Origin of the sequence: Pontibacter actiniarum (assembly GCF_003585765.1) — a bacterium.
GTDB classification, from domain to species: Bacteria; Bacteroidota; Bacteroidia; order Cytophagales; family Hymenobacteraceae; genus Pontibacter; species Pontibacter actiniarum.
Genome location: NZ_CP021235.1, coordinates 4,699,454 through 4,715,530, shown reverse-complemented (window position 1 = coordinate 4,715,530; position 16,077 = coordinate 4,699,454). Strand labels below are relative to the sequence as shown.

The 16,077-nt window shown below is 52.5% G+C and carries 14 protein-coding genes and 1 riboswitch; of the genes, 10 read left to right on the top strand and 4 right to left on the bottom strand.

Features of this window, described 5'->3' with window-relative positions; genetic code table 11:
- The first annotated feature begins 66 nt into the window (after positions 1-66).
- Positions 67-1,110 carry an LLM class flavin-dependent oxidoreductase gene (locus CA264_RS20505; protein ID WP_025609283.1) on the top strand — a complete coding sequence of 348 codons (1,044 nt, stop codon included), beginning with the start codon at positions 67-69 and terminating at the stop codon, positions 1,108-1,110.
- A 197-nt stretch (positions 1,111-1,307) separates the two neighbouring features.
- On the opposite strand, the gene CA264_RS20500 is transcribed toward CA264_RS20505, so the two are convergent.
- Positions 1,308-2,729 (bottom strand): OmpA family protein, encoded by a 1,422-nt coding sequence (locus CA264_RS20500; protein ID WP_071784635.1) that lies wholly within the window; start codon positions 2,727-2,729, stop codon positions 1,308-1,310.
- Between the two features lie 442 nt (positions 2,730-3,171).
- Positions 3,172-4,461: an aminopeptidase P N-terminal domain-containing protein gene (locus CA264_RS20495; RefSeq protein WP_025609280.1), complete on the bottom strand. Its 1,290-nt coding sequence runs from the start codon at positions 4,459-4,461 to the stop codon at positions 3,172-3,174.
- A 209-nt stretch (positions 4,462-4,670) separates the two neighbouring features.
- Positions 4,671-4,778: riboswitch (TPP riboswitch) on the top strand.
- A gap of 80 nt (positions 4,779-4,858) precedes the next feature.
- Between CA264_RS20495 and thiS the strand changes: the two genes are divergently transcribed.
- The 7 genes from thiS to moeB all read left to right on the top strand — a co-directional run bounded on the left by thiS (position 4,859) and on the right by moeB (position 12,049).
- Positions 4,859-5,062: a sulfur carrier protein ThiS gene (gene thiS / locus CA264_RS20490; protein WP_025609279.1), complete on the top strand. Its 204-nt coding sequence runs from the start codon at positions 4,859-4,861 to the stop codon at positions 5,060-5,062.
- A 118-nt stretch (positions 5,063-5,180) separates the two neighbouring features.
- Positions 5,181-7,043 (top strand): phosphomethylpyrimidine synthase ThiC, encoded by a 1,863-nt coding sequence (thiC, locus tag CA264_RS20485; RefSeq protein WP_025609278.1) that lies wholly within the window; start codon positions 5,181-5,183, stop codon positions 7,041-7,043.
- Between the two features lie 244 nt (positions 7,044-7,287).
- A complete protein-coding gene (locus CA264_RS20480; protein ID WP_025609277.1) occupies positions 7,288-8,040 on the top strand; it encodes a hydroxymethylpyrimidine/phosphomethylpyrimidine kinase in 753 nt (250 codons plus the stop codon).
- Positions 8,041-8,042: 2 nt separating this feature from the next.
- Positions 8,043-8,687 carry a thiamine phosphate synthase gene (locus tag CA264_RS20475; protein WP_025609276.1) on the top strand — a complete coding sequence of 215 codons (645 nt, stop codon included), beginning with the start codon at positions 8,043-8,045 and terminating at the stop codon, positions 8,685-8,687.
- Positions 8,684-9,457, top strand: coding sequence for a thiazole synthase (locus CA264_RS20470; RefSeq protein ID WP_025609275.1), 774 nt, complete (start codon positions 8,684-8,686; stop codon positions 9,455-9,457). The genes CA264_RS20475 and CA264_RS20470 overlap by 4 nt, the downstream gene beginning before the upstream one ends.
- A 171-nt stretch (positions 9,458-9,628) precedes the next feature.
- Positions 9,629-10,738 (top strand): 2-iminoacetate synthase ThiH, encoded by a 1,110-nt coding sequence (gene thiH / locus CA264_RS20465; RefSeq protein ID WP_025609274.1) that lies wholly within the window; start codon positions 9,629-9,631, stop codon positions 10,736-10,738.
- A gap of 228 nt (positions 10,739-10,966) precedes the next feature.
- Positions 10,967-12,049 carry a molybdopterin-synthase adenylyltransferase MoeB gene (gene moeB / locus CA264_RS20460; protein ID WP_025609273.1) on the top strand — a complete coding sequence of 361 codons (1,083 nt, stop codon included), beginning with the start codon at positions 10,967-10,969 and terminating at the stop codon, positions 12,047-12,049.
- A 59-nt stretch (positions 12,050-12,108) separates the two neighbouring features.
- Here moeB and CA264_RS20455 read toward each other — a convergent pair whose 3' ends face one another.
- Both CA264_RS20455 and CA264_RS20450 read right to left on the bottom strand, forming a co-directional pair.
- Entirely contained in the window at positions 12,109-12,687 is a 579-nt protein-coding gene (locus tag CA264_RS20455) for a thiamine phosphate synthase (RefSeq protein ID WP_025609272.1), read from the bottom strand.
- Between the two features lie 33 nt (positions 12,688-12,720).
- Entirely contained in the window at positions 12,721-13,725 is a 1,005-nt protein-coding gene (locus tag CA264_RS20450; RefSeq protein WP_025609271.1) for a glycosyltransferase family 9 protein, read from the bottom strand.
- Positions 13,726-13,941: 216 nt separating this feature from the next.
- Between CA264_RS20450 and CA264_RS20445 the strand changes: the two genes are divergently transcribed.
- Positions 13,942-14,688, top strand: coding sequence for a hypothetical protein (locus CA264_RS20445; RefSeq protein WP_025609270.1), 747 nt, complete (start codon positions 13,942-13,944; stop codon positions 14,686-14,688).
- A 104-nt stretch (positions 14,689-14,792) separates the two neighbouring features.
- A complete protein-coding gene (locus CA264_RS20440; RefSeq protein ID WP_025609269.1) occupies positions 14,793-16,025 on the top strand; it encodes a M16 family metallopeptidase in 1,233 nt (410 codons plus the stop codon).
- Positions 16,026-16,077: the final 52 nt, after the last annotated feature.

Here is a 16,077-nt window from a genome sequence, read left to right as displayed (position 1 = left end):
GTATAAGGAGAGTTTAAAACAATGGACTCATCTCCCTGTTATAACACACAAAGTACAACCTAGCCCATGAGCACACCAAAGAACCTTCGCCTAAGCGTGCTGGACCAGTCTCCGGTCAGGAAGCATGGCAGCGCCCAACAAGCTATAAAGGAAACAGTATCGCTGGCCCAGATGACGGAGAAGTGGGGCTACACCCGCTTTTGGGTGTCGGAGCACCATAACACCCGCGCCCTGGCCGGCTCCACGCCCGAAGTGCTGATTGCCCACCTGGCAGCGCAAACCAAACGTATACGCCTGGGCTCCGGCGGCGTGATGCTGCCCCACTACAGCGCCCTGAAAGTGGCGGAGAACTTTAAGATGCTGGAAACGCTTTACCCCGGCCGCATAGACCTCGGGCTCGGCCGCGCCCCGGGCACCGACAGGCTGACGGCCGCCGCCCTGAACCCTTACAACGACTTCAACGAAGCGGCTTTTATGCAGCAGCTCAAGGACCTGGGGCATTACCTGCACGACACCTTCGAGCCCGGAGACGTCACCGAGAAGATACGCGCGACACCTGTGGCTCCCTCCGTTCCACCGGTGTGGATGCTGAGCAGCAGCGGGCAAAGCGGCCTGTTTGCCGCGCACTTCGGCTTTGCCTTCTCCTTTGCCCATTTCATAAACCCTGTCGGCGGGCCCAAAATGGTACAGGCCTACAAAGATCATTTTGAGTCCTCTGCCTTCTTACAAGAGCCAGCGGCCAATGTGGGCGTTTTTGTGCTCTGCGCCGATACAGCGGAAAAGGCGCAGGAACTGCAAAGCACGATGGACCTCCTGATGCTGCGCATCGAGAAGGGGATCAGCGCCGGTGTGCCGCCTTATGAGGACGTGCAGAAGCAACAGTATTCCGAGGCCGAGCAGCAGCGCATCTCCTTTAACCGCCAGCGAGTGGTTAGTGGCACAAAAGAGCAGGTAAAACAGCAGCTGGAAGCCTTAGCCGCACAGTATGGCGTGGAGGAGCTGGTTGTGGTAACCATTACGCACAGCTTTGAAGACCGCCTGCGCTCCTATGAGCTGTTGGCAGAGGCGTTTGAACTGGAAGAGCAAAGTGTGGCCGCAACTGCCACCTGATTAAAGTTGCAGTGAACGTTGATTTTCAGGAAGGGCAGGCCAGTTGGGCTTGCCTTTCTTGGTTTCAGGCGTTAGCCACCCCGAAGGCGTTGCGCTGCCCCAGCCTTCCCCCTGCTGTGCGCGGGCGGTTTCCATAAAAAAAAGCGCTGCAGGCATTTGCCTGCAGCGCTTTTTACATAGTGTCTGTTATTACTTCTTTATTCCATATTCAGCTGCAAGTCCGGCGTGTTGAGCTCGAACCCTACCCTACGGTTTATCCTACGGGCAGTCTCGGTTCTGCGTCTGGACAGGCGCTCGTTAACTTTCACCAGCGGCTGGGTCTCACCGTAGCCTTTGGTTACCAGTCTGTCCGGGTTCTGTACGCCTTGCTGTATCAGGTACTCCTTCACAGCCTCAGCTCTGCGCTCAGACAGTGCCTGGTTGTACTCCTCGCTACCGATGAAGTCAGCGTGGCCTTTGATCAGCAGTACGTGGTCAGGGTATTTCTGCAGGGCCACAATTACGCTGTCAAGCAGTTGCTTGTAGGCATCCTGTACACGTGCCTTGTCAAACTCGAAGCGCACTTTCTCGTCGATCAGCTTCAGAGTAGCCTCATCCAGCTCAGGGCAGCCTTTTGTAGCGGCAGTACCGGCAGAGTTAGGGCAGGCATCTTCGTTATCCGGCACACCGTCACCGTCTGAATCTACAGGGCAACCGTCGGCACCCACTTGCACGCCGGCCGGCGTATCAGGGCAGTTGTCGTTGGCATCAGCCACGCCGTCGTTGTCTGCGTCAGGGCAACCGTTTGTAGCAGCAGTACCTGCTTCGTCAGGGCACTGGTCATTCTTGTCGGCAATACCGTCGCCGTCTCTGTCAGGGCAGCCGTTCAGGTTGGCTACGCCAGCCTCTGACGGACACTCATCCTGGTAATCCGGCACACCGTCACCGTCTGTGTCAACAGGGCAGCCGTTCTTGTCCACCTGCACGCCGGTCGGGGTGTCAGGGCAGTCGTCTCTTCTGTCCGGCACACCGTCCATGTCTGTGTCTTTCGCCTTACCGAGGCTAAAGCCAAGGCCCACGTTGTGCATCAGGAACTGGTCGTTATCCCCTACATCGTAGCCGTCAATTTTATCCTGGCCCATAATCATGTAGTTGGTCTCCACGAAAGCGCTCACGGCATCTGAGAAACGGAAACGGATACCGGCTCCGGCTCTACCAGCCATGGTAAAGAACTTATCGTCGTTATGCACGGCAGGACCTCCGGCAGGGGCATTGGCATCGGTTTTAGCCCAGGCGCCGCCACCTGCTACCTGCAGGTAAGGGCCGATAAAGGCATCCTCCTTCAGGATAGTACCATACATTTTCAGGCGCAGGCCCAGCATAACGGTACCCATTTGTGCGTCGAAAGAGGAACCGGAATAAGTCCCTTCGCCTTTGTCTTCCGTGCTACCATAAGTCAGGTGCAGGCCTGCATCAAAAGATGGGCTCAAATAGCGGTTCAAGGAGATGCCCCCACCCCACTCAAGGTCACTGAAGCCATCATCGCCTGTTATATCGCCTTTATACTGCAAGGCACTCCCGTATATTTGAAGGTTTGTCTTTTGATCAGAGCTTTGCGCAAATAATCCGGGGCTTGCCATAAGCAAGAACACGAGCGCGAAAGCGAGTCTACTAAAGTTTGATAGTTGTGTTCGCATAATTTCTACAAAGTATATGTTGATATGACAATACGTGCATGTTTCAAAACGAGTTTGTTTCTTCCTGAAAAAATAAACCCATCACGGGGCACCCAACTAGTACCCCGGCACGCCTCTTTATAGATTGGTAGTAGTGAATCATAGGCACAAGAAGCAATTCGGTTGAACATAGTGCACTGTGAGACAGGCGCTAAATTGCACTTCTTTGCAGCAGGAAAGCGCCGGCCCCGTGTGCTCTATACTTCAAACTGAAACTACCGTGCAAGGTTTTACTCTGAAAAATATTTTGATGCAAGGGCAATAAATTTAGTGTAAGCACAATAAAAAAGGTTGCCGGTAATATCCCGACAACCCTTCGCCTCTGGCTGTTTTCTTACAAATACCGTTATTTGCCCATTAGCCGCTCAATATCGTCGGCCTCTATCGGAATGTTTTCCATCAGGTCTTTCGGCCCGTTGTGCGTGATGAGGATATCGTTCTCCAGCCGGATGCCGATACCTTCCTCCCAAATGTAGATGCCGGGCTCGCAGGTAAAGACCATCCCCTCCTCAAACGGCCGAAAGCGGTTGCCCACATCATGCACATCCAGCCCCAGGTGGTGCGAGGTGCCGTGCATAAAGTACTTTTTATAAAGTGGCCGCTCCGGGTCCTGGTTGCGCACGTCGCTCTCGTTCAGGAGCCCGAGCTTGATGAGCTCATTCTCCATCACGGTGCCCACAAATTTGTGGTACTGGTCCAGCGTGTTGCCGGGCACCAGCATGCGGGTCGCCGCTTTCATCACTGTCAGCACCGAGTCGTACACCTCGCGCTGGCGCTTGGTAAACTTGCCGCTTACCGGCACGGTACGGGTTAAGTCTGCTGCGTAGTTGGCGTACTCCGCGCCGAAATCCATCAGCACCAGGTCACCGTCTTTGCACTCGCGGCTGTTTTCTACATAATGCAGGATGCAGGCATTTTCGCCGGAGGCGATAATAGGCGCGTAGGCCGGACCGCGGGAGCGGTTGCGCAGAAACTCATGGTACAGTTCCGCCTCTATCTCATACTCCATCACGCCTGGTTTTATAAAGCCAAGTAATCTTCTGAAGGCTTTTTCGGTGATGTCGCAGGCCTCCTGAATCAATTCTACCTCCCGCCCCGACTTTACGGCCCGCAGCTGGTGCATGATGGGCGCGCTGCGCTCATACTTGTGCAGCGGGTAAAGCTCTTTTATTCTCCTGATAAAGCGGGCATCGCGGGTTTCTACCTCCACCACGGCGCGCAGGTGCTCGTTGCTGTTCAGGTACACGCGCTCTGCCTCGAATATAAGCGAGTGCAGCACCTGCTCAAACTGGTGCGTCCAGTACACAGCCGCTATCCCCGATGTTTCCCGGGCCTGCTCCTTCGTCAGCTTATAGCCTTCCCAGGTGAGGATGTGCTCGTTGGTCTCGCGTATAAACAGCAGCTCCTGCAGCTTTTCATTCTTGTTGTCGGGGAAGAGCACCAGGATGCTTTCCTCCTGGTCAATGCCTGACAGGTAGAAAAGGTCGCTGTTCTGCCGGAACGGCATGGTGCCGTCAGCGTTTGTCGGCATCACATCGTTGGAGTGGAAGATGGCGATGGCACCTGGCTTAAGCTGTTTTACAAAGTTATGGCGGTGGTTGATAAACAGCTCCTGTCCGATAGGGTGGTATTTCATCTAGTTTTATTTCCGTTGGGTTATTAGAATCGCTTCGTACTTAAAAATAGCATAAAAATATAGCTTCAGCAATTGCAAGGAATCTTCTGGTTTTTGAACGCCACTAAACTTCCCCTAGTATGCACCACAGATGAAGCTATCATCACATGAATTTAAGCAGCCGGAAAGTATAGATTTGGAAAGTATAAAGTAAAATTTATACCTTTAGCACAACACTTTAGGGGTGTCCTGCCGCCAATACAGAAAGGCCGGACTGAGAAATACCCTCTGAACCTGATACAGTTAGCACTGACGAAGGGAAAAGTTATGACGAGATATACACCTGTCCTCCTACTTCTTCTTAATTCTGCTCGGCCAGTAAGCGCCAGTGCTAGCTGCATCCTATCCCGAGCAAACAATGACAATTTTCTTAAACAACCAAGCTAAGGAGCTCTCTGAGCCTTCCTCTGTATCTGCTTTGCTTCAGCTTTTGCAACTAGAGCAACAGCGTGGCATTGCCGTGGCCATTAACGACCAGGTAGTACCCCGAAGCAACTGGGATTCTTACCTGCTGCAGCCCAACGACAGGCTCACCCTCATCCGTGCCACCCAGGGCGGATGAGGCTCCTTTCTCCGTGCATAGCGCAAGCGTCCGCTTGTGCTTTCATTGTACAGCTTTCTCAAAGGCACAAGCGGACGCTTGCGCCATAAGTTTCAGGAAAAATCAACAAGAAGAAAACATGAGACAAGACAAAACTCCTACCGCCAGCGCCATTACGCGCACGCCTTTCCCGGCATCACGCAAAGTATACGTTCCGGGCCAGCTGCATAATATTAAAGTAGCCATGCGCGAAATAACGCTGGAAGATACTGTAACCAAGTTTCTGGGTGTAGAGGAGCGCGAGCAAAACCCACCTGTAACGGTTTATGACACCAGCGGCCCTTTTACCGATCCAGAAGTTGAAATTGATGTGCGCCAGGGTCTGGCAAGGCTCCGCGAAGAGTGGATTGTGAGCCGTGGTGATGTGGAGCAGCTACCCGGTATCACCTCAGCATATGGACAGGAGCGCCTGAACGATGCCAGCTTAGATGCCTTGCGCTTTCAGCACCTGAGCAAGCCTTACCGAGCCAAAGCAGGTCAGAATGTGACGCAGCTGCACTATGCCCGCAAAGGTATCATCACTCCTGAAATGGAGTACATTGCCATACGTGAGAACCAGCGCCTGGCTGAGAATGCGGAGATGGGGCACCAGCACGCTGGCAACAGTTTTGGCGCGAACACACCTAAAGGCTTCATCACACCAGAGTTTGTGCGCCAGGAGGTAGCCGCCGGTCGAGCTGTTATACCTTCTAATATCAACCACCCTGAAAGCGAGCCGATGATCATTGGGCGAAACTTTCTGGTGAAGATAAACGCCAACATCGGTAACTCAGCTGTCACATCAAGTATAGAAGAAGAAGTGGAGAAAGCCGTATGGGCTTGCCGTTGGGGTGCCGACACCATCATGGACCTCTCTACTGGTAAGAACATCCACGAAACCCGCGAATGGATTATCCGCAACTCCCCTGTTCCGATTGGCACCGTACCGATTTACCAGGCGCTGGAGAAAGTAAATGGCAAAGCCGAAGACCTGACTTGGGAGATTTTCCGCGATACGCTCATAGAGCAGGCAGAACAGGGTGTGGATTATTTTACCATACATGCTGGTGTGCTGCTGCGCTACGTGCCGCTTACCGCTAATCGTGTAACAGGCATTGTGTCCAGAGGTGGTTCTATTATGGCGAAGTGGTGCCTGGCGCATCATAAAGAGAATTTCCTGTACACGCACTTCGAGGAGATCTGCGAAATCATGAAAGCCTATGATGTGGCTTTCTCTTTGGGTGATGGCTTGCGACCAGGCTCTATTGCTGATGCCAACGATGCTGCTCAGTTCTCAGAACTGGAGACACTAGGTGAGCTGACTAAGATTGCCTGGAAGCATGATGTACAGGTGATTATTGAAGGCCCGGGACACATACCGATGCACCTTATTAAAGAGAACATGGATAAGCAGCTGGAAGTATGCGGCGAGGCGCCATTTTATACCTTAGGTCCGCTTACCACCGACATCGCTCCCGGCTACGATCACATTACTTCAGCCATTGGTGCTGCCATGATTGGTTGGTACGGCACTGCCATGCTCTGCTATGTAACACCAAAAGAACACCTTGGCCTGCCGAACAAAAAGGATGTAAAGGATGGTGTGATCACCTACAAACTGGCCGCCCACGCCGCCGACTTAGCCAAAGGCCACCCCGGTGCACAGTACCGCGACAATGCCTTGAGCAAAGCCCGTTTCGAGTTCCGCTGGCAAGACCAGTTCAACCTTGCCCTCGACCCAGATACAGCCCGCGAGTACCACGACGAAACACTACCTGCCGAAGGTGCCAAAGTTGCCCACTTCTGCTCAATGTGTGGCCCTCACTTCTGCTCTATGAAAATTACGCAGGAGGTTCGGGATTATGCAAGAACAAAAGGAGCATCAGAAGAGGAAGCCCTGCAGCAAGGCATGGCTGAACAGGCAGAGACTTTCAAAGCGAAAGGAGCGGAGATTTACTCTTAGTAGCTGGGCTGCACATGCCGCCAGTTTAGCGCTAGCGCAACTTGTGGCTTTGCATGATGCCAGTTTGTAACTGGCGCTCTACTTACATACCTATGCCAGTTACAAACTGGTTATCATACTTTACCACCAGTTACCGCTGCGCTCAAACTGGCGGCATGAATGTTTTTTCGCTCTTACAGCTCATGCCTCTACTTCTGAAAGGCACAAAGCAGTAGAAAAAGTAACAAAATAAAGTATAAACCACATGCCAAAACAAAGGCCCTATACCCTCACCATCGCCGGATTTGATCCTAGCGGTGGTGCGGGCTTAACGGCAGATATCAAAACTTTTGAAACGCTGAAAGTGCAGGGACTTAATGTGTGCACCGCTATCACCTACCAGCACGAGTCGGAGTTTGAAGGGTTGGACTGGCTGAACGTGGAGCAGCTAGAGTGCCAGCTAACGATATTGTTGCGCAAGTATAAAGTGCCGTTTGCTAAAATCGGGTTGGTGCCAAGTATGGAAATACTGCAGCAGATAATTAAGCTGATGCAAAAGCTGTCGCCAGACACAAAGCTGATTTGGGACCCGATCCTGAAGGCCAGCGCAGGCTTCACTTTTCATGAGCAGGTGCAGGCGGAGCAGCTAAAAAAGCTTTGCAAGCAGCTGTACCTGATCACACCAAACTGGTTAGAGATGCAACAACTAATGCCTGACACACCTGCACCGGAAGCAGCCGCACAAATAAGCCAACACTGCCATGTGCTGCTAAAGGGAGGGCATAACCAGGAGAAGCCGGGGTATGATTACTTATACTATAAAGGTGAGGCAAAACCATTCCGGCCAAAGCAGCAGGTACAAATAGGCAAGCATGGCTCCGGCTGCGTGCTTTCAGCGGCCATCACGGCACTACTGGCGAAAGATTACCCGTTGCACAAAGCTTGCCGCAAGGCCAAAGATTATACTACCCGTTTCCTCAACAGCAATAGCACTTTGTTAGGCTATCACCATTTTTAAACATGATCTCGAAACTACACTACATCACGCAGGAAACAGCTAAACTGACACATGCACAGGCTGCCGAGGCTGCCTGCAGAGCCGGTGCAAAGTGGGTGCAACTGCGCGTAAAGAACCAGCCTTACGAAGTATGGAAGGCCCTCGCGATACAGACGAAAAGCATCTGCAGGCACTACGGCAGCACGTTTATACTTAATGATAATCCTGCTTTGGCAGCAGAAGTAGGTGCAGCCGGTGTGCACCTGGGTAAGCTGGATATGTCACCGGCAGAAGCTCGTAAGCTGCTCGGCCCAACAAAGATTATTGGAGGCACGGCCAATACTTTTGAGGACATACAGCAGTTGGTGGAGCAAAGAGTAGATTATGTAGGCCTCGGCCCTTACCGCTTCACAACTACGAAAGACAACCTGAGTCCCATACTTGGCCTGCAAGGCTATGCCGCTATACTTGAGCAATGCAAAGCAGCTGGCATTACCACACCTATTATAGCTATTGGAGGCATTACCGCAGAGGATGTGCCACTACTTATGCCGACAGGCATACATGGTATTGCGGTTTCTTCGGCCATTACACAAGCTGCAAACAGAGCCGCCGCTATTTCTGAAATCATGCAAAACCTACAACCATTACCCCAGCACAACTTATGACACCACTAACCATCGCCGATAAAACTTTTAACTCCCGCCTCTTTACAGGCACAGGCAAGTTCAGCTCCGGCCAGCAAATGGAGGAAGCGCTGTTGGCCTCTGGCTCAGAATTGGTAACAGTAGCCCTGAAGCGCGTGGACGTGCAGAACGAGCAGGACGATATTCTATCGCACCTTGGGCACCCGCAGTTTAACCTGTTGCCTAATACCTCTGGCGTGCGCAACGCCAAAGAAGCTGTGTTTGCAGCGCAGCTAGCCCGGGAGGCTTTGGAGACAAACTGGCTTAAACTAGAAATTCACCCCGACCCCAAATACCTTCTTCCCGACCCTATTGAAACATTGAAAGCTGCAGAAGAACTGGTAAAGCTTGGCTTCGTGGTGCTGCCCTATATTCATGCTGACCCAGTATTGTGCAAGCGGCTCGAAGAAGTTGGCGTAGCCGCTGTGATGCCTTTGGGTTCGCCAATTGGCAGCAACAACGGCTTGCAAACACGTGCTTTTCTGGAAATCATCATACAACAGAGTAAGGTGCCGGTAGTGGTGGATGCCGGCATTGGTGCACCGTCGCATGCGGCGGAGGCCATGGAACTGGGGGCTGATGCGGTGCTGGTGAATACGGCCATTGCCGTGTCGCAACAGCCGGTGCAGATGGCAAAAGCCTTTAAAATGGCGGTAGAAGCAGGGCGGATGGCTTACGAAGCAAAGTTGGCTCCTGTTGGGGTAACGGCACATGCCAGCAGCCCACTCACCGCTTTTCTGGATGAGTTATAAAATGCCGCTGACGTGAGGCTGGCGCGAGCTTGTAGCTCGTGTCCACTGTGAGTCACGAGCTACAAGCTCGCGCCAGCGGCAGCCATTGTTTTATTTCCTGTCATCCTGAAAGGATCTTGTTGGCAAGCAGTAAAGGCATTAGCCTTCAGCATCTATATTAAATACATAACCATGTCTTTTAAACATATATTCAACCAGCTCAACTGGAACGAGATAAAGGAAAGCATCTATGCTAAAACAGCATCAGATGTGGAGCGGGCATTGATGCACCCGGTCAGGAGCCTGGAAGATTTTAAAGCGCTTATCTCCCCGGCGGCGGCACCTTACCTGGAGCAGATGGCAGCTCTAAGTCAGCGGCTCACGCAGAAGCGTTTTGGCAAAACCATACAGATGTACCTGCCAATGTACCTCTCCAACGAGTGCCAGAATATCTGTACTTACTGCGGTTTTAGCCTGGATAACCCTACCCCTCGCACCACCCTCACCCCGGAGCAGATTCTGAAAGAAGTGGAGGTGATTAAAAGCTATGGCTACGACCATGTGCTGCTGGTAACAGGCGAGGCAAACAAAACAGTAGGTGTAGAATACTTTAAGGAGGTACTGCAACTGATCAGACCATACTTCTCGCACATCTCCATGGAAGTACAGCCGCTGGACAGGCAGGAGTATGAACAACTGATTCCGCTTGGCCTGAACACAGTGCTGGTGTACCAGGAGACCTATCACCATGAGGACTACAAAAAACATCACCCCAAAGGCAAGAAGTCAAACTTCACCTATCGCCTCGAAACACCCGACCGCCTTGGCAAAGCAGGTGTACATAAAATTGGGCTGGGCGTACTGATTGGGTTGGAGGATTGGCGCACCGATAGCTTCTTTACAGCGCTGCACCTGCAGTACCTGGAGCGTACCTACTGGCAAACCAAGTATAGCATCTCTTTCCCGCGTCTGCGCCCTTTCTCAGGTGGGCTGACACCCAAAGTAGACATGAACGACCGGGAGTTGGTGCAACTAATCTGTGCCTACCGTATCTTTAACGAAGAAGTGGAGCTATCGCTATCTACCCGCGAGAGCCAGCATTTCCGCAATAATGTGGTGCGGCTTGGGATTACCTCCATCAGTGCCGGCTCCAAAACCGATCCGGGCGGCTATGCCTCCGGGCAACAGGCGCTGGAGCAGTTCGAAATCAGCGACGAACGCAGTCCGGCAGAGATCGTACAGATGATCCGTAACCAAGGCTACGATGCCATCTGGAAAGACTGGGATAATGTGTTGGGGTAAAGACTTGCCATACCGCCAGTTTGAGCGCAGCGGTAAAGGTGGTGAAATGTGGTGACAGCCAGTTTATAACTGGCGTATATACTACTACACTCTCGCCAGTTACAAACTGGCCCCATGTTTAGCCACAAGTTACGCTAGCGCTAAACTTGCGGCATGAGGGGGCTGGTACGAGCTACAAGCTCGCACCAGCAGATAACAGCTATGGCACATTAATAGAACCTACAGGAAATGTTAGAGAAAGAAGAGTTGAAGCGATACAACCGACAGCTTATACTTCCGGAGCTGGGGCAACAAGGGCAGGAAAAGCTGAAGCAGGCAAAAATGCTGATGATTGGCGCTGGCGGCCTGGGTTGTCCTGTGCTGCAGTACCTGGTTGCGGCAGGTGTGGGCACTATTGGTATTGCTGATATGGATGTAGTGAGCGAAAGCAACCTGCACCGCCAAGTTCTTTATACTTTGGCTGATGTAGGCAAACCGAAAGCAGAAGTCGCCGCACAAAAACTATCGCAGCAGAACCCTTTCGTTCAGTTTAACATCCATACCGAAGGCATCACAGTTGAAAACGCGCTGGAACTAGTGCAGCCATATGATGTGGTGATAGATGGCTCTGATAACTTCCCGACGCGCTACCTTGTAAATGACACCTGCGCTATACTTGGGAAGCCGTTGGTGTTTGGCTCCATCTTTAAGTTTGAAGGCCAGATAACAGTTTTCAACTACAAAAACGGACCAACTTACCGTTGCCTTTTCCCGGAGCCGCCCGGGCAGGGAGAGGTGCCAAACTGTGCCGAGGCTGGTGTCATCGGAGTGCTTCCGGGCATTATCGGAACGCTACAGGCTAACGAAGCTATAAAAGTGATTGCTGATTTAGGCGAAGTAGCTTCGGGTAAGCTGCTGTTATTCGATGCGCTGTCGCTAAGCTTCTCCTCGTTCAGGTTTTCACGCACGGCAAAAGCGGAGGTAAAGCAGTTACAGCCTAGCTACGATTTGGCTACCTGTGCCGCTCCTACAACACCTGACATGCAGGAAATATCAGCACAAGAGTATAAGGCACGGCTGCAAAATGGCAAGAAGATTCAGCTACTGGACGTGCGCGAGCCTCATGAATATAACTTGTACAACATAGGTGGAGAGTTACTACCGCTATCTTCTCTTACAGGCAAACCTAGAGACCTGCAGCTAGCACAGGAAGTGGTGGTGCACTGCCAGGCGGGTAGCCGCAGTAAAAAAGCCATTGCTATACTTCAGCCATACTTCCCGGAGGTGCAGTTTTATAATTTAGCAGGTGGCTTGGCCGCTTGGGAAGAGTAAGTACAGTTTATTTGCTTTGTAGCCAGACGCTCGCAGGAGCTTCGCACGCTGCGATGCCTTTACTGCTTTGATAGCTTTGCAAATGCCTCTAGCGGATTTGGTTGCTCCCACACAGCACCCAACACGGCTGCGCCCTTAAAGCGCATCTCCTGCACCAGCGGCAGCTTTTCTGCTGTTATTCCCCCTAAAGCTATCAGCGGCAGTTTTGCTTGTGGCACCACCTCCTGGAGTTTTTCTTTGGTAAATGCTGCAGGATAATCTTTTTTGGAGATACTCTGAAAAATGGGACTTAGAAAGCCATAGTCAACGTATGGCTGGGGTTGCTGTACATCTGCAAGGCTGTGGAAGGAGGTAGAAAAAGCTAAGCTATACTTTGGCGTAACAGCCGCTGCTGCTCTGTCTGCTTCTCTAAAATGCAGGCCCTTTACTTCAAACGCCTCTGCCAGCTGGTGATATGAGTGCAGCATGATATGCCTGTGGTACTCCTTCGGCAGCGTCTGTAGCCACTCCTGAAGCTCCTTTATACTTGCCTCAGGTTTGCGCAAGTGCAGTGTCTCCAGACCAAGTTCAAACAGACTAGCGCAAATCTGCTGCTCCTGCTCTACCGGCTTGGGCGATGTGATAACGATTAGCTGCATCGGCGTTTATACTTGGCAGGAATTGCAGAATCTCTAATTTTCGGCCTCCACCGTTTCCAGCACCTGCAGCAACTGCTCGTTGCGGATGTCGCGGGCGCACTTAAAGTGACCTTCCGGGCAGGCTTTATAACCATGCAAGCCACAAGGGCGGCAGTACAGCGGCTCCTCACGCTCCACTACTGTCGAGAAATCTGCCAGCGGACCAAAACCGAAGCGTGGTACTGTAGAACAGTAGATGGCGCAGGTAGGGGCATTCAGTGCAGAGGCCAGGTGCATAGGGCCAGAATCATTCACATAGTTGAGCACCGCATCACGCATCAGGGCAGCCGACTGCAACAGATTCAGTTGTCCGCAGAGGTTCACTATCCTGTTGCTTGTGCTTTGAGCGATGATCTCGTCACAGTGCTGCCTGTCTGCCGGAGAGCCCAGCAAGTATACTTTATACTTGGGATCAAGGCTGTTGATCAGCGTTACCCACTGCTCCTGCGGGTATTGCTTTGTAAACCAAACCGAAGTAGGCGCCATACAGATAAACGGCTCCGCTTTCAGGTCCTGTACTTTGGCAAAGTCCGTTTGGCTAGGGTATAGCTTTGGCTTTTCAGGTATGGCGTTGGTTACACTCTGGATAAGCATGTTGTTTCGCTCTACTTCATGCGTGCCGGAGCGGACATCGTGCACATAGCGGCGGGTAAAAAAGCGGGAGAAAGGGTTCTTCTCAAAGCCAACCGTTTCTTTGGCTCCGGAAAAAGCAGTTAATATACCTGTAGCCCCGAAGCGCTGCACATTCACCACCAGGTCATACTTTTCGGCACGTATCTGCGAAAGCAGGCGCATCAGGCTTTTATACTTGCCCTCTTTCTTGTTCCAGATCAGCACCTGGCGCAGCAAAGGGTGGTCCTTCAGCAGCCCCTCGTTGCCCTTGCGCAGCAGGAAGTCGAGCCGGGCCTCCGGGTAAAACGCGTGCAGCTTCTCCACCAGCGCCGTTGCCAGCACTACGTCGCCCAGAAAAGCCGTTTGTATGATCAGTATTTTTCTCATGCCGATAATTCTGCCTCCGGGCAAAGCTACGCCAAAGTACCTTTAGTTAAAAGTACAACAGGTGGCGGATGTTTTTAACGTAATAATCTGAATATTTCACTAAATCTATCGTTGCATGCTTGTAATTCGGGCCGCCATTATCTAAGTTGGTCGCTCTGCGCTTAATTTTACTTTATGCATACACGCTTTACAACCTTTTCCCTTTCTACAACAAGTATGAAACGCCTGGGCCTGCTGTTGGCACTGCCCCTGCTGCTGGCGGGCTGCGGCACCTCCACATACATGCCCAACGTGCCCAACGTGCCGATGTTCACCAAGAAGGGGGAGCTAAGCGCCGGCGGCCACGTCACCCTGAAAGGCAATATCACCTTTAACACTGCCTACGCGGTGTCGGACCACTTCGCCGTGCTCCTGAACGGCGCTATGCTGAGCAGCGAGCGTCGTAAGCGTGACCTGCGCCACAACCTGCTGGAGGCGGGCGGCGGCTACTTCACCACCTTCGGCCCAGATAACAACCGCGTGCTGGAGATCTACGGCGGCTTCGGTGGTGGCAGCAGCGAGCGCACCGAAAACCACGAAGACAGCGAGACCGGCGAAATGACCTACGAGCGCCACGACGCCAACTTCAACAAATACTTTGTGCAGGTTAACTTCAGCTCCAAACGCAAAAAATCGCTGCGCCTGCTGGGCAGGGAGTTCCCTTTAAACTACGGCACGGCCTTGCGCGCCAGCTATGTAGACATGCACGAGTACTCGCTCAACAATGTGCCGGGCGAGCTGGAGGACAATATCTTCCTGGAGCCGATCTTCTACACCCGCCTCACCCTTAACCCTGCGGTGCAGCTGCAGTATACCTCCGGCACCAACATCGGCCTGAAGAACCGGGACGAGCTGACGGCGGCTTACTCGGTGTTCTCGGTGGGCTTTGTCATTAACGTGGGCGGCCTGGAAAAAAGAAGGTAGGGCGACGGTGCTGCAGTGCGGCAGGTGCGGCAAGGCATTTCGCCGGCATTGCTCGGAACTCATCACTCTTTCCCGTACCTTTGCAGGCTAATTAATAGAATTGAATGCCTGATTATCATATCCATACTTTACCCAACGGAATAAGAGTTGTACACAAGCAGGTGCTGCACACCAAGATAGCCCACAGCGGCTTTATCATGGATATTGGCAGCCGCGATGAGCTGCCGCAGGAGCAGGGCCTGGCCCACTTCTGGGAGCACATGGCCTTTAAAGGCACCCAAAAGCGCAAGTCTTTCCACATCCTTAACCGCCTGGAGGCGGTAGGCGGTGAGCTGAACGCCTACACGACAAAGGAGAAAGTCTGCTTCTACAGCTCCGTGCTGGACAAGCACTTCGAGAAGTCGTTTGAGCTGCTGACCGACATCACCTTCCACTCTACCTTTCCGGAGAAGGAAATTGAAAAAGAGCGCGGGGTGATTCTGGAGGAGATGTCGATGTACTTAGACACGCCCGAAGAGGCCATTGTGGATGAGTTTGACGCGGTGGTGTTTGACGGCCACCCGCTGGGCAACAACATCCTGGGCACCAAAGAGAGCGTGTCGGGCTTTATGAAGCAGGACTTCCGGAACTTCATCGACCGCAACCTGAGCACCGATGCCCTTGTGTTCTGCTCTGTAAGTAACCTGCCGTTCGAGAAGGTGGTGAAACTGGCCGAAAAGTACCTCAGCGACATTCCGCGCATCGAGAAGCCGATCCACCGCCTCCCCTTTAACAGCTATGTACCCAAGGCCATCACCATCGAAAAGCCTATTTCGCAGGCACACTGCGTATTGGGTTGCCCTGCTTATGCCCTTGCCGACGACCGCCGCATCCCGTTCTTTATGCTGAACAACCTGCTGGGCGGCCCGGGCATGAACTCGCGCCTGAACCTGGCTGTGCGCGAAAAGCACGGGTTAGTCTACACGATCGACTCCAACTACGCCACTTACATCGACACCGGGTTGCTGAGCATCTACTTCGGCACAGAGAAGAAGCAGCTAAAGCGCACCACCTCACTGGTGCTAAAGGAGCTCAGGAAGCTGCGTGAGAAACCGCTAGGCTCGCTGCAACTGCACACGGCCAAAGAGCAGCTGATGGGGCAGCTGGCCATGGCCGAGGAAAGCAACATCGGCCTGATGATGATGATCGGCAAGAGCATCCTGGACCAGGGTAAGGTTGAGTCGCTGAACGAGATATTTGACCAGATCAAGAGCATCACCTCCGGCGACCTGGTGGACATCGCCAACGATGTGCTGCGCGAGGAGCACCTGAGCTTCCTGAACTATGTACCGGCGTAGCGCGGCTATGCACTAATAAATTAGAAAATATGAATTAGAGATTGAGGTGAAC